Raw genomic sequence first — 13,224 nt, forward strand, 5'->3', positions numbered from 1 at the left:
AATAATGGCATTACATTTGCAGTTCAATAAACGTTGTTAGTAATTAAACAAGCAACACATTTAATATTACTATTATGAATAAAGGTACCGTAAAATTTTTCAATGAGTCTAAAGGATTCGGATTTATTACTGAAGAAGGAAACAACAAAGAACATTTTGTACATGTGTCAGGATTAGTTGACGAAATTCGTGAAAACGATGAAGTTGAATTTGACTTACAAGATGGTAAAAAAGGATTAAACGCAGTAAACGTAAGAGTTATATAATTATATATTATTTTATTACTAGTTAATTTTTTATCTAAAAGCCTATCAATAATTGATAGGCTTTTTTTATTTTATCATTTTAAAGTTTAAGTATGATTGACGGAAGACAAAGAAAAAATATACAAATAGGATTATTTGTAGAAATAGTACAAAAACATCATCAAATTTCTGGTGAATTAAGTCAAGGGAAAGTAAGCAAGATTCTAACAAAATCTTTAAACCATCCTTATGGAATTAAAGTTCAGTTAGAATCTGGTTTAGTTGGTAGAGTTCAAAATATTATTGAATAAATTATTTTACAGGAACCTTAATTTCGTACAACTTTCTACTTCGGTTGTTTAATTTATTCTCACGTAACCATGGGTTATGAATCTTAAGCTCTTTATAATTCATACCAAACTTCTTAGCAAATACCGTTAAATTAGAAATTACAGTATCTACTTTTACGGTTTTAGTTTCTTCAAAAGTGTATAAGTCTTTCTCCTCGAAAACAAAACCATATTTTTTAGGATTCGTTATAATTTCTTTTAAAGCTAATATTCTAAAAATATATCTTTCCGTTTCATTTGGCAACAATGCATCATAATAGTTATCTACTTGTTGTGCTTTTATTCTTCTAGAAATACCATAATTACCAGCATTGTAAGCGGCAGCTGCCAAGGTCCAAGAACCCAAACGTGCTTTCGATTTTTTTAAATACTCTGCAGCCACTTCAGTAGATTTTTCTATATTATAACGTTCATCTACATTATCATTAATCTCTAAACCATATTCTTTACCAGTGGTTCTCATAAAATGCCACATTCCTGCTGCACCTGCAGAAGATGTTTCATCTGTAAAACCACTTTCTGCCAAGGCTAAAAATTTAAAATCATCTGGTAGGTTGTGTTTCTTTAATAAAGGTTCTAAAATAGGAAAGTATTTGTTGGCTCTTTTAATAAGTAAAATTCCGTTAGATTGCCAGTACGTATTTACCAACAACTCTCTTTCCATTCTTTCTTTTACATCATTAATTTCTATAGGAACCCTTTCTCCTGCTAAATTAAGTCCGTTAGGAATTCCTAGTGTCTTAATTTTGTATGTTTTATGTGTCTGTGTTTCAGGATCTGAGTCCGATTTGTGAATGCCATTGTAAAAAAGTAGTGTTACAATAGTTACACTTAATAGCGAAAGAATACGTTGAGAATATTTCATGTTTTGCAATTTTATGATATAAATGTATGAAAAGCGACGTGTATTAACAAGTTAAAACGTCATCAATAATTTTTGATATTTTTTTAGCCTTTGTTAAAATCATTACATGCGTTCCTCCTTCGATTTCTATTGCATTTTTAATGTTTTTAATAGGGAAAACGGTGTCTTCTGTGCCATGAATATGAACAATGTCTTCAACTGGTTTTAATTGTTGCCATTTGATAACATTATAAATAGACCATTTTAGATATCTTTTATTTCTAACAGAAAGATATCTTTTATACAAATTCGCTTTTTTTGTTAGAGATTTACCTAAAAAATAGACGGTATAATCTTCAAAGTTTTCGATAACTTTGGTTGGAAAAAATTTATAAATTTTTGTGAATTTTGCAAATTTGAATCTTTTTGGCAATTCATCTTGATTTTTAACGCTAGAGATAATGATAACCTTTCTTGGGTTTACAAATTTGGCCAATTCTTGTGCCAAAATTCCTCCAAAGGAAACGCCTACCAACACAGGATTTTTCTCTTTGATTTCATCACTTAATCTACACGCATAATTGTCGATATCTTCTTCTACTGCAAGAGGTTTTATCCATTTTAAATAATGAAGCGTATATTTTTCTAAATCTAATTCTAAGTTCTCAAATATTTCTGGTCCAGCTGCCAAACCAGGCATAAAGTAAATAGGGATTTTCTTCAAGTGATGTTTTTCGGTAAAAGTATAAAAAGAGGTGCTATTTTAAGTGCACTGAGGTGTTAATTTTTAACTAATTCTTCTACAAAATTCAAACGTACCGAACCATCTTCATCAATTTCGGTTAACGTTATTTCGTGTAAAGTATTCACTAATTCGGGATTCCAGGGTGTTTTTACTTTTACATAATTTTCTGTAAAACCATGTATGTAACCTTCTTTATTCTCACTTTCAAATAAAACCGTTAACGTATTTCCTAGTTGAGATTCATAAAAAGCGCGTCTTTTTTTAGCAGACAAACCACGTAACATTTTACTTCTTTTTGCTCTTACTTTCTTAGGAATAACGCCGTCCATTTCTACAGCTTCAGTATTAGGCCTTTCAGAATAAGTAAAAACATGCAGATAAGAAATTTCTAAATCGTTTAAATAATTATATGTTTCTAAGAAAAGTTCTTCAGTTTCACCAGGAAAACCAACAATAACATCTACACCAATACAAGCGTTTGGCATTACCTCTTTTATTCTTGATACTCTGTTTGTATAGGTGTTTTTTAAATACCTCCGTTTCATTTTCTTTAACAATTCATCAGAACCAGATTGCAAAGGAATATGAAAATGAGGTACAAATGAAGAAGATTTCGAAACAAAATCGATGGTTTCATCTTTTAATAAATTTGGTTCTATAGAGGAAATTCGTAAACGATGAATTCCTGCTACTTTATCTAATTCTTTTACTAATTCTAGAAAAGTATGTTCGTGTTTTTTATTACCAAATTCACCTTTCCCATAATCGCCAATATTTACGCCTGTTAAGACTATTTCTTTAATTCCTTTAGAAGAAATTTCTATGGCATTATCGATAACATTTTGTAAGGTATCTGATCTTGATATTCCTCTTGCCAAAGGAATTGTACAATAGGTACATTTATAATCGCAGCCATCTTGTACTTTTAAAAAGGCACGAGTTCTGTCTCCAATCGAATAAGAACCAACGTAAAAATCTGCCTCAGAGATCTCACAAGAATGGACTTCGCCAATATCATTTTTAGTTAAATCGTTAATGTAAGAAGTTACATTAAATTTTTCTGTAGCTCCTAAAACCAAATCTACACCATCTACTGCAGCTAATTCTTCTGGTTTTAATTGCGCATAACACCCAACAGCAATTAGGTAAGCGTCTTCATTTTTTTTCAACGCATTTTTAACAATCGTCTTAAAACGTTTGTCTGCATTGTCTGTAACTGAGCAAGTGTTTATAACATAAACATCTGCTTTCTCTTCAAATTCTACACGCTCAAAACCTTCATTTACAAAATTTCTAGCGATAGTAGATGTTTCAGAGAAGTTTAACTTACAACCTAAAGTATAAAAAGCAACTTTTTTTTCTGCGTTCATTTTGGGGTATTTTGCATTGGCAAAAGTACGGTTTTATTCAGGATTTTTGAAAGAGAAAGACTACTTATTAGTAAATTGAGTTTAGATAGGTTCTAAGATTTTTGTGAATATTTTTTTTGAAGTAGTATGTTTTAAAATTATCCTATTTTATTATAAAGTGAATTAATAAAAATAATGAGTCAATTTGTAATTGTAAGGAGGAAGAAAACTAGTTTAAACAGAAAGTACTAAGGTAAACTTGGGTACACTAATTTAAATGATGTTATGCACAGTTTTAAAAAGAAAGCGAATAATATTGGTTGAAACAAATAAAACTATCAATTACATATTGCAATGTTGAGTGCAATTATAGTTTTGAAAAATTGATATGTATTATATTTGTTGTTACTATGAGTCAAGTTTATAAAACAGATGTTTGTATTATTGGAGCAGGACCTTCTGGAGCGGCAACTTCCTTAATGTTAACGAAGTTAAAGATACCACACTATATTGTAGATAAATCGATTTTTCCACGTGATAAAACCTGTGGAGATGGTTTAATTCTGTATGCTTATAAAGCGATGAAGATTTTAGGAGAAGAACTGTTTAGTAGTTTCCTAGAACATCCTAAGTTTTTACATAGTAATAAAGTAAGGCTGCATATAAATAGTAATGTTCATATAGATTTTAAGGAAAGTGAAAATAGAAATATAATTATTACTTATGCAAAACGTATAGATTTCGATTATTTTTTGGTTCATCATTTATCTAATACGTATGCATCTAAAGATTTTGGTAATGGTGTAAAAGAGATAGAGACAAAGCCAGATGGTATTTCTATTAAATTAAAAAACGGTAAAGAGATCTTTTCTAAGATAGTTGTTGGAGCAGATGGGGCAAAATCTATTGTATCTAGAAAATTAGCAAAGAATAAGCTAGATTCAAAATTAATGTCAACTTTTATAAGTGCATATTTTAAAGATGTAGAAAATATACCTTTAGAAAACGAAGCAGAGATACGGTTGATTTATAAGAAAACGCTCTTATTTTTCTATATTTTTCCATTAATTGACGGACAAGTAAATGTTAGTATTGGTGGTCGTTCAGATCTAATTAAGAATTCGGGCATTAATTTAGTGGCAGAAATTGAAGATATTATAAAAACAAACAAAAATATAAAAAATAAATTTGCCAATGCCACTAAGGTTGGTTCTTGGCGAGGTGGTACAATTCCATTTTATTTCGGAAATAAAAATATTATTGGAGATCGTTTTTTACTAGTAGGGGATGCAGCAGGTTTGGCAAATGCTTTTTACAAAGAAGGCGTAGGTACAGGAATGATGTCTGGTATAATTGCTGCAAAAAATATAGAAAGGTGTTTAGAAGACAATAATTTCTCTAAATCTTCACTAAAGAAATATGAAGCTGATCTTCATAAAGAATTTGGAAAATTATTAAAATTTAGTCATTTTTCTTTAAGAATGGCAAGGTTTAAAAGTATTTTTTTAGGAATTGTAATTTTGTCTAAAAAAATAATTCAGCTAAAATCATATAAAATAATAAAGAAAAGAAGTTACTAATTTTTCCTACCAGTTTATTTTAGCCTGAATAGGGAAGTGGTCTGAATATTCTTCAGAAAAAGTTAAAAACTGATTTACAATGGCATTTTCATTTGTTAAAATAAAATCTATTCTTAACGGAAACCAGTAATTGTATGACTTTCCAAAACCTTTACCAGCTTCTATAAAAGCATCCTTTTTGTTTTTAGAAATCTCATGATACATCCAAGAATAGGCAGTATTATTAAAATCTCCACAAATTATTTTTTTACCCTTCCATTGTTGTTCATGCTTTAAAAATAAGGCAGTTTGTGCTGCTTGTTTTTTAAATGAACTAGCCATTCTTTTTATTAATTTTTCAGAATTTTCTTGTCCAAAATTCTCTTCATTCGGCTTAATTCTTAAAGATTCGAAATGCGCATTGTATATGCGAATCGTGTCTTTTCCTTTCAAGATATCTGCAAAAATAATGTTATTACCTTTGCTTTGAATATTTAAAGAACCAGAATTTATTATTTTGTGTTTCGAATAAATTGCCAATCCATATTTTCCGTTTTTAGATTTAAATTGTACATATTTATATGGAAAAGATAGCTTTACTTTTGAAGATTGATAATATTCTTGCAGGACTAAAACATCAAGGTTTTTGGTAGCTATAAAATCGAAACCATTTTTAGATTCTTCGGTATCATTTTTTTTATTGAAAAGGTCAAATGTTTTCACATTGTAACTCATCACTTTTAAGTCTGAATTCAATGAAGAATTATTGTCAGAAATTTTATAAAACGGACTTGAAAAAAGCCATCCTGCGGTTAAAATAATAGCAGATAAAAGAAACTGTTTTTTTAATTTAACAAGCCAATATATTGCGAAAGCAGCATTTATAATCAATAAAATTGGAACAAAAAGACTTAATATTGCAAAAGCAGGTATTGTTCTTGGAGAAACAAAAGGCAACAGAAAAGATAATAAAAGTAGCGTTGCAATTAATGAGTTTGCTAGATAAAGAATTTTGTCTAAAAAGGATAAGTTCTTCATTTATCTCTTTCCTTGTTTAAATAAAAATTCTTTTTCAGTTTTGGTCAACGTATCGTAACCAGACTTACTGATTTTATCTAAAATTGTATCTATTTGTGCTTGGTTTGGTCCGGGAGTTTTAACTGTATTTTGTTTTCTTTTAGCAGTTTTATGAACTGTTTTTAATGGTTTCTCTTTTCTTTTGAAAAAGGATGAAAACATGTTAGAAAACACTGTTTTTTTATTACTAGCTTGGTTTACATATAAATAACCAAATAAACTTCCGCCTAAATGTGAAAAACTACCACCAGCATTTTCACCAACAAGTCCTATGACATCAAAAGCCAACCAAATTACTGCCAAATGCCATATTTTTAAAAATCCTAACAAGGGAATTTTAATTTGATAATTTGGCATGTATGTTACAATACCAATAAATATTGCAGAAATACCTGCAGAAGCGCCCACTAAAGTTGTATTCATTCCTTCAAAAAGAGGAAAATAATTCTGACTTATTAAATATAACATTCCGCCAAATAAAGTTCCTAAAATATAGAAAGTTAAGGCTTGTTTCTGTGTAAAATATTGAATGAAAAGATTGCCAATAAAGTACAACGTAATCATGTTAAAAAGAAGATGAATAAAGTCTGCATGTAAAAATCCGTAGGAAATGATAGACCAAGGTTTTGTTATGAATTCATTTAGATTATCATCTAAAGAAAACCATTGCATCAAAAAATTCTGTTGCCCTTTGTATAAGCCTTGAAAAACGGTAATTAATAGCGTAAGTGCAAAAACACCAACATTTAGGTATATTAATTTCTCAATTATTGTACCCGATTTGTACTTGTATTTTAAGGTGTCTATAAAACTCATTAATTCGTTTTAAATTGATTTCTTTTCCAATAGTAAGCAATAATAAATCCTATTAAAGCACCACCAATATGTGCAAAATGGGCAATATTACCAACAGAATACTTTGTCATTCCGAAGAATAAATCACCTAAAATCATAATAGGAATAAAGTATTTTGCAGCGATTGGAATTGGTAAAAAGATCAAAGCTAATTTTGCGTCTTTAAAAAATAGTCCGAAAGCTACTAAAACTCCGTAAACTGCACCAGAAGCACCAACGGCAGGTGTGTGGTATAAGCTGTAAATTTTATCAAACTGAGTTTGTGTAATGGCATCGTTTAAATTGTAACCAGCAGTAGTTCCTTTTTCTAAGATAGAAATTACATCAGCATTGTTAAGTCCTGCATTTATAAAAAGGTCGTAAATACCATTAAACTGATAATAGTTTACCAAGGTATAAATTAGGCCTGCACCAAGACCTGCAGAAAAGTAAAAGAATAAGAACTTTTTTCTCCCCCACATTTGCTCTAAAGGTGTTCCGAATGCCCATAAACCATACATGTTAAATAAGATATGCGGCAAACTACCGTGCATGAACATGTGTGTAACATATTGCCAAATTCCGAAATGTTCATTCTTAGGAAAATGGAGTGCCAAAATATTTGTAACATCTAATTGCAACAATTGCGGAGCTACAAATAAGATTACATTGATGATGATAATGTGTTTTATACCGTCTGTAAGTTTACCCATATTTAACTATTAAATAGATTGTCTATTTGGTTTAATGTTAGTGTTTTAAATGTTGCTTTACCGAAAGGAGAAACAGTTGGTTCTTTACAAGAAAATAAGTTATTTACCAAACTTTCTTGCTCTCTTTCAGATAAAAGTGTGCCTGTTTTTATAGACAATGTTTTTGCAAATGACTTAGCCATTACATCAAAATGACTAAAACTAGCATCTGGTACTTCTAAATTAATATCATTTAACAATTCTTCTAAAATAATAGTGATTTTACTCTCGGTTACAGAGACAGGAATCCCTTTAATAGTCACACTGTCTTTTGTAAATTCATCAAAAGAAAAACCAGCATTTTCTAATTCTGTTTTTATTGTATAAATCATTTCTATTTCTGCGGAAGAAAAAGATATTTTTACAGGAAATAATAATTGCTGACTATTTGCTTCTTTAACGGTAATACTCTCTAAAAATTGCTCATAAAGTACTCTTTGATGTGCTAAAGATTGATTTATTAAAACCACACCAGATTTTATCAAACTCATGACATATTTACGCTGAATTTGAAATGTTTTTTGTGTTTTTTCTTCTTGTTGATGTTCAAACAAACTGGCATTTTGCTGCTCTAAAGTGCTGTCTACAGAAGTATATAAAGATTCCCAACTTTCTGTTTGCTTTTCCCTTTTAAAAGGAAAATTCATTTCTTTTTGATGTTCTTCTCTAAAAGGATTAAAGTCTGGATCCACTGAAATTTTAGGCACAGCTCCCGGTTTAGCATCCGATTTAAAAGCATATGGTGTATCTAAACCTGCGTCTCTATTAAAATCTAAAACTGGTGCAACATTATATTGTCCTAAACTATGTTTTACTGTTGCACGCAACATGGCGTACAAAGCTTTCTCGTTATCAAATTTTATTTCTGTTTTTGTAGGGTGAATGTTGATGTCAATTGTATTTGCAGGAACGGTTAAATACAAGAAGTAAGAAGGATGTGCTCCTTGTTCAAGTAAACCGTCAAAAGCACTTACAACAGCATGATTCAAATACGAGCTTTTTATAAATCGGTTATTTACAAAAAAGAACTGTTCGCCACGTTTTCTTTTAGAAAATTCTGGTTTTGCAACAAAACCTTCAATAGCGACAATGTCTGTTTTTTCGTCAATAGGAACTAATTTTTCATTCATTTTAGTTCCAAACACAGCCACAATACGCTGACGAAGATTCCCGCTTTTAAGGTGATATACTTCGTTATTATTGTGATGTAATAAAAAGGAAATATCTGAATGCGCCAAAGCCACACGCTGAAATTCATCAATAATATGACGCGTTTCTACGGTATCTGATTTTAAGAAATTTCTTCTTGCAGGAATATTATAAAACAAGTTTTTTACCGCCAAACTAGTCCCTTTACCGGTAGAAACAAATTCTTGAGAAACTATTTTACTTCCTTCAATTTTTATACACGTTCCTAGTTCTTCGTCGGTAGGTTTTGTTTTTAACTCTACATGTGCAATGGCAGCAATAGAAGCCAAAGCTTCCCCTCGAAAACCTTTGGTATTTAAATTGAATAAATCTTCTGCTTTCTGTATTTTAGAAGTCGCATGACGTTCAAAACTCATTCTAGCGTCTGTTGTGCTCATTCCTTTGCCGTCATCAATTACTTGAACAAGGGTTTTACCAGCATCTTTTATTAGTAATTTTATATTGGTTGCACCTGCATCAATTGCATTTTCTAGTAGTTCTTTTACTACAGAAGCAGGACGCTGTACCACTTCACCTGCAGCAATTTGGTTTGCTACATGATCTGGTAAAAGTTGAATAATATCAGACATTATTTATTTATGAATATAGATAAATCGAAATCGATGATGTAAAGAAAGATTAAAACTAAAACGGCAATAATAATTAAAAGTGTTTTGTTAGTTGTTTTATTAGGATTTTTTAAATCGCCAATAGCATCACCAAACTTACCTTTTAAGCTTTTGTTTTTACCTGTTGTAGTTCTGTATAGATCTAGTTTGTGCTCTATTTTAAAAGGACTTCCTTTTCCTTTATAATACAGAGGCTGATAATCAAATTTCTTATTTGTACGTTTTAAAAATCCCATAATTTTAGAAATAATTGGTGCATATATTTTTAAAATAAATCAATTTTCATACCAATTGTAAAAGCATTTCAAATTTAAAGAATTTAAAGGAAACCTACTAAAATTGATGTTAAAAGTATTCTTAAATAAATGAAGAATGTATAGGTGTTAAAAACCGATGTTTTCGTTTTTTCTATCTATATTTTTTAAGGCAGCCATTTTTACTGCAGCAACAGCACACTCTATTCCTTTATTACCTAAGCTTCCGCCAGATCTGTCTAAAGATTGTTGTTTTGTATTGTCTGTTAAGACACAGAAAATTACAGGAACATCATATTTAATATTCAAATCTACAATACCTTGTGTAACACCTTCACAAACAAAATCGAAATGTTTTGTTTCTCCTTGTATTACATTTCCTATTGCAATGACAGCGTCTACTTGCTGCGATTGAATCATTTTTTTACAGCCATAAACCAATTCGAAACTTCCAGGGACATCCCAAGAAACAATATTTTCTTTGGAAGCACCGCAGTTTAGTAAAGTTTCAATTGCGCCATTTTGAAGATTCTTTGTAATTTCTGGATTCCATTCAGAAACAACAATCCCAAATCGAAAAGACTTCGCATTTGGGATTGTATCTTTATCGTAATATGATAAGTTTGTTGTTGCCATATTTTTAAGTTCTTAGTTTTTAGTCTTTAGTTGTTAGTTATAAAGTTTAACTAAAAATTTATAACTTAAAACTCAAAACTAATTATTGAGCGTATTTAGCAGCATTTATAAATTTCTCAACATCTCTGCCTTGGTCAGATGTTGGGTAGTTTTCTTTTATTTTAATAAATAAAGATTCCGCTTTATCAAACTTCTTTAATTCCATGGCAGTCATTCCTGCTTTGTATAAAAATAAAGGAGAAGTAAAGTTGTTGTCTTTTTTATTCGCAGCTTTTACATAATAGTCTAAAGCATCTTCTGGTTGGTTGATGTCTGCAAAAGCGTCTCCAACAGCACCTAAAGTAACAGGACCTAACATTTCGTCATCAGAATTAAATCTCTCTAAATACTCAATTGCTTTGTCATACTGTTTCATCTCTAGATAAGAAACACCTGCATAGTAATTAGCTAAATTCCCTGCGTTTGTTCCGCTAAAAGAATCTGCAATGTCTAAGAAACCGTATTTACCATCTGCACCTTCTAAACCTAAAGTTAACAAAGAATCGATTCCAGAACCTGCTGTAGCAGCTTGGTCGTAATATTTTCTTGGAAAAGCCAATTCGTTAGAAGCTTCAATTTCATTTGGCTCGGAGATGTATTTAGTATATCCTAAGTATGCTAAAAAGATAACTACTACACTAACTAAAGCATAGAATAAAGGTTTGCTGTTTTTTTCGATCCATTTTTCAGATCTCGAAGCAGTTTCATCTAAAGTGTTTAAAACACCAGCAGTTTCGAATTCAGATTCGTCTACCTGTTGTTGTTCTTTTTTACCTTCTGCTTTATATTTCTTCTTGTAAGTTGCCATGTTTCCTTAAAAATTAGTGCCGCAAAAATAGTTTTTTTAATTGGATTTTAAAAGGACATAATTCGCAAAATTTTCAATAATTTGCAAATCCTTTTAAAGACCCTTTTTTATTCATGTATTTACAGAAACTTTCTTTACTTAATTTTAAGAATTTAGAATCGCAATCTTTTGATTTTCAGCAGAAAATAAATTGTTTTGTGGGAGATAATGGTGTTGGTAAAACCAATGTGCTAGACGCTATTTATTATTTGTCTTTTGCTAAAAGTTATTTTAATTCTGTCGCAATTCAGAATATAAAACATGGTGAATCTTTTTTTATGATAGAAGGAGACTATGTTTTAAATGATAGAAATGAGAAAATTGTTTGCAGTTTAAAAAAAGGACAAAAGAAGGTTTTAAAACGAAATGGGAAGAATTATGAGAAATTTTCGGATCATATTGGGCAATTACCTTTGGTTATTATTTCACCTGCAGATAGAGATTTAGTTACAGAAGGAAGTGACACGAGAAGAAAATTTATAGACGGTGTCATTTCTCAACAAAATAAGAATTACTTAAAAGATTTATTAGCCTATAATAAGGTATTAAGTCAGAGAAACGCGTTGTTAAAATACTTTGCAGCAAATAGAACTTTCGATGCTTTAAATTTAAGCGTGTATGACGAGCAACTTTCTGAATACGGGTCTAGAATTTATGAGGTTAGAAAATCTTTTTTAGAGGGATTTATTCCTATCTTTAACCAAAAGTATCAGGTGATTTCAGATGACAAAGAACATGTGAATCTTTTGTATAAAAGTCAGTTACATGATTTTTCAATGAAAGACTTATTACAGAAGTCTTTAGAAAAAGACAAAATATTGCAGTACACGTCGTCTGGTATTCATAAAGACGATTTAAGTTTTGATATTGGTGAATATCCTATTAAGAAATTTGGATCACAAGGACAGCAAAAATCGTATTTAATTGCGTTGAAGTTTGCGCAGTTTGAGTTTATCAAGCAACAAAATAAGGTAGTTCCTATATTATTATTAGATGATATTTTTGATAAATTAGATGAAAAACGAGTTTTACAAATTATCAATTTAGTAAATAATGATGAGTTCGGACAAATTTTTATTACAGATACGCATTCAGAAAGAACCGAGAATATTGTAAAACAGAGTAACAAACCGTATCAAATATTTAAGTTATAATTTTTAGTTTTTAAATTTTTAAAGTCAGTCAGACAGCGCTCGTCGAAGTCTTTTTAATTGAAAATATAAATATTTTTATAAAAATAACAATCAGCCAAAAGCCAAAGAACAATGTCTAAAAGAGAAAACGATTCTTTTTCTATAGAAGATTTAATGCAACTTTTTATCAAAGAAAATAATTTGACAAAAGGAATGCAAAAATTAAAAATTGAAGAAACTTGGACTAAAATGATGGGGCAAGGTGTGGCAACGCACACAACTTCTGTAAAACTGCAAAACAAAACCTTAGTAATACACTTAACATCTTCTGTATTGCGGGAAGAATTAAGCTACGGAAAAGAGAAAATTGTAAAAATGATGAATGAAGAGATAGGAGAGGAAGTGATTTCTAAATTGTTATTGGTTTAAGTTTTTTTTGCGAATGGGTTTGTATCTATTTTTTACGTTTTAAGCACGTAATTTTGCAAATTAAAATCGAATAGAAAAGCTGCGAGGACTTTTATTTATAGGCTAAAACCTGTAATTAATTTATATGGTTTTGGTCACTGACTTTATTTCTTAACCTATAATCATTTATCATAGGTTTTCTAGTACCTGTTTTCTAAAATACGTTTTATCTTATTCAGTATCTTTTCGGCTATTTTTTTCTGTGGCGCATCACTTAGACATCGTGTATTATTAATTTCCACGATTCTACTAAAAACAAAATTCCAAAGACAATA

General features: G+C 30.1%; 15 protein-coding genes. 5 read left to right on the forward strand and 10 right to left on the reverse strand.

All coding sequences use genetic code 11. The features are described from left to right. Positions 1–74: 74 nt before the first annotated feature. Complete coding sequence (locus ES045_RS02875) at positions 75–266, forward strand: cold-shock protein (protein ID WP_100945515.1); 192 nt, start codon at positions 75–77, stop codon at positions 264–266. Between the two features lie 92 nt (positions 267–358). Continuing rightward, positions 359–556, forward strand: a complete 198-nt coding sequence (locus tag ES045_RS02880) for a YwbE family protein (RefSeq protein WP_147112139.1) — start codon at positions 359–361, stop codon at positions 554–556. Between the two features lies 1 nt (position 557). On the opposite strand, the gene ES045_RS02885 is transcribed toward ES045_RS02880, so the two are convergent. Genes ES045_RS02885 through mtaB form a run of 3 tightly spaced genes read right to left on the reverse strand, consistent with a single transcriptional unit; the run spans position 558 to position 3,554 of the window. Next, positions 558–1,460, reverse strand: a complete 903-nt coding sequence (locus ES045_RS02885) for a lytic transglycosylase domain-containing protein (protein WP_147112142.1) — start codon at positions 1,458–1,460, stop codon at positions 558–560. A gap of 43 nt (positions 1,461–1,503) precedes the next feature. Continuing rightward, positions 1,504–2,163, reverse strand: a complete 660-nt coding sequence (locus ES045_RS02890) for an alpha/beta hydrolase (RefSeq protein WP_147112145.1) — start codon at positions 2,161–2,163, stop codon at positions 1,504–1,506. A 56-nt stretch (positions 2,164–2,219) separates the two neighbouring features. Further along, entirely contained in the window at positions 2,220–3,554 is a 1,335-nt protein-coding gene (gene mtaB / locus ES045_RS02895) for a tRNA (N(6)-L-threonylcarbamoyladenosine(37)-C(2))-methylthiotransferase MtaB (RefSeq protein WP_147112148.1), read from the reverse strand. A gap of 389 nt (positions 3,555–3,943) precedes the next feature. Here mtaB and ES045_RS02900 point away from each other — a divergent pair, with 389 nt between their 5' ends. Next, positions 3,944–5,113, forward strand: a complete 1,170-nt coding sequence (locus ES045_RS02900) for an NAD(P)/FAD-dependent oxidoreductase (RefSeq protein WP_147112151.1) — start codon at positions 3,944–3,946, stop codon at positions 5,111–5,113. Positions 5,114–5,119: 6 nt separating this feature from the next. Here ES045_RS02900 and ES045_RS02905 read toward each other — a convergent pair whose 3' ends face one another. The 7 genes from ES045_RS02905 to ES045_RS02935 all read right to left on the reverse strand — a co-directional run bounded on the left by ES045_RS02905 (position 5,120) and on the right by ES045_RS02935 (position 11,309). Further along, positions 5,120–6,130, reverse strand: coding sequence for an endonuclease/exonuclease/phosphatase family protein (locus ES045_RS02905; protein ID WP_147112154.1), 1,011 nt, complete (start codon positions 6,128–6,130; stop codon positions 5,120–5,122). Continuing rightward, on the reverse strand, positions 6,131–6,985 hold the full coding sequence (locus ES045_RS02910) for a rhomboid family intramembrane serine protease (protein WP_147112157.1): 855 nt from the start codon (positions 6,983–6,985) through the stop codon (positions 6,131–6,133). Continuing rightward, entirely contained in the window at positions 6,985–7,716 is a 732-nt protein-coding gene (locus ES045_RS02915) for a rhomboid family intramembrane serine protease (protein WP_147112160.1), read from the reverse strand. Before ES045_RS02915 ends, ES045_RS02910 begins: the two co-directional genes overlap by 1 nt. 2 nt (positions 7,717–7,718) lie before the next feature. Next, the gene (mutL, locus tag ES045_RS02920; protein WP_147112163.1) at positions 7,719–9,533 is read right to left on the reverse strand and encodes a DNA mismatch repair endonuclease MutL; all 1,815 of its coding nucleotides are present in this window, start codon (positions 9,531–9,533) and stop codon (positions 7,719–7,721) included. Further along, complete coding sequence (locus ES045_RS02925) at positions 9,533–9,808, reverse strand: riboflavin synthase subunit beta (RefSeq protein ID WP_147112166.1); 276 nt, start codon at positions 9,806–9,808, stop codon at positions 9,533–9,535. The genes mutL and ES045_RS02925 overlap by 1 nt, the downstream gene beginning before the upstream one ends. A 147-nt stretch (positions 9,809–9,955) precedes the next feature. Continuing rightward, positions 9,956–10,462 (reverse strand): 6,7-dimethyl-8-ribityllumazine synthase, encoded by a 507-nt coding sequence (ribH, locus tag ES045_RS02930; RefSeq protein ID WP_147112169.1) that lies wholly within the window; start codon positions 10,460–10,462, stop codon positions 9,956–9,958. 82 nt (positions 10,463–10,544) lie between these two features. After that, positions 10,545–11,309, reverse strand: coding sequence for a tetratricopeptide repeat protein (locus tag ES045_RS02935; RefSeq protein ID WP_147112172.1), 765 nt, complete (start codon positions 11,307–11,309; stop codon positions 10,545–10,547). 113 nt (positions 11,310–11,422) lie between these two features. On the opposite strand from ES045_RS02935, the gene recF reads away from it, so the two are divergent. Beyond that, positions 11,423–12,502, forward strand: coding sequence for a DNA replication/repair protein RecF (recF, locus tag ES045_RS02940; protein WP_147112175.1), 1,080 nt, complete (start codon positions 11,423–11,425; stop codon positions 12,500–12,502). 111 nt (positions 12,503–12,613) lie between these two features. Further along, complete coding sequence (locus tag ES045_RS02945; protein WP_147112178.1) at positions 12,614–12,910, forward strand: DUF721 domain-containing protein; 297 nt, start codon at positions 12,614–12,616, stop codon at positions 12,908–12,910. Positions 12,911–13,224 lie beyond the last annotated feature (314 nt).

The sequence above is a fragment of the Polaribacter sp. IC073 genome (assembly GCF_007997075.1).
In the GTDB taxonomy this organism is placed as follows: domain Bacteria; phylum Bacteroidota; class Bacteroidia; order Flavobacteriales; family Flavobacteriaceae; genus Polaribacter.

Coding starts and splice junctions, on each gene's coding strand:
- ES045_RS02945 (WP_147112178.1), top strand. CDS start 12,614: ATGTCTAAAAGAGAAAACGATTCTTTTTCTATAGAAGATTTAATGCAA.
- ES045_RS02935 (WP_147112172.1), bottom strand. CDS start 11,309: ATGGCAACTTACAAGAAGAAATATAAAGCAGAAGGTAAAAAAGAACAA.
- ribH (WP_147112169.1), bottom strand. CDS start 10,462: ATGGCAACAACAAACTTATCATATTACGATAAAGATACAATCCCAAAT.
- mtaB (WP_147112148.1), bottom strand. CDS start 3,554: ATGAACGCAGAAAAAAAAGTTGCTTTTTATACTTTAGGTTGTAAGTTA.
- ES045_RS02885 (WP_147112142.1), bottom strand. CDS start 1,460: ATGAAATATTCTCAACGTATTCTTTCGCTATTAAGTGTAACTATTGTA.
- ES045_RS02925 (WP_147112166.1), bottom strand. CDS start 9,808: ATGGGATTTTTAAAACGTACAAATAAGAAATTTGATTATCAGCCTCTG.
- ES045_RS02900 (WP_147112151.1), top strand. CDS start 3,944: ATGAGTCAAGTTTATAAAACAGATGTTTGTATTATTGGAGCAGGACCT.
- mutL (WP_147112163.1), bottom strand. CDS start 9,533: ATGTCTGATATTATTCAACTTTTACCAGATCATGTAGCAAACCAAATT.
- ES045_RS02915 (WP_147112160.1), bottom strand. CDS start 7,716: ATGGGTAAACTTACAGACGGTATAAAACACATTATCATCATCAATGTA.
- recF (WP_147112175.1), top strand. CDS start 11,423: ATGTATTTACAGAAACTTTCTTTACTTAATTTTAAGAATTTAGAATCG.
- ES045_RS02880 (WP_147112139.1), top strand. CDS start 359: ATGATTGACGGAAGACAAAGAAAAAATATACAAATAGGATTATTTGTA.
- ES045_RS02905 (WP_147112154.1), bottom strand. CDS start 6,130: ATGAAGAACTTATCCTTTTTAGACAAAATTCTTTATCTAGCAAACTCA.
- ES045_RS02875 (WP_100945515.1), top strand. CDS start 75: ATGAATAAAGGTACCGTAAAATTTTTCAATGAGTCTAAAGGATTCGGA.
- ES045_RS02910 (WP_147112157.1), bottom strand. CDS start 6,985: ATGAGTTTTATAGACACCTTAAAATACAAGTACAAATCGGGTACAATA.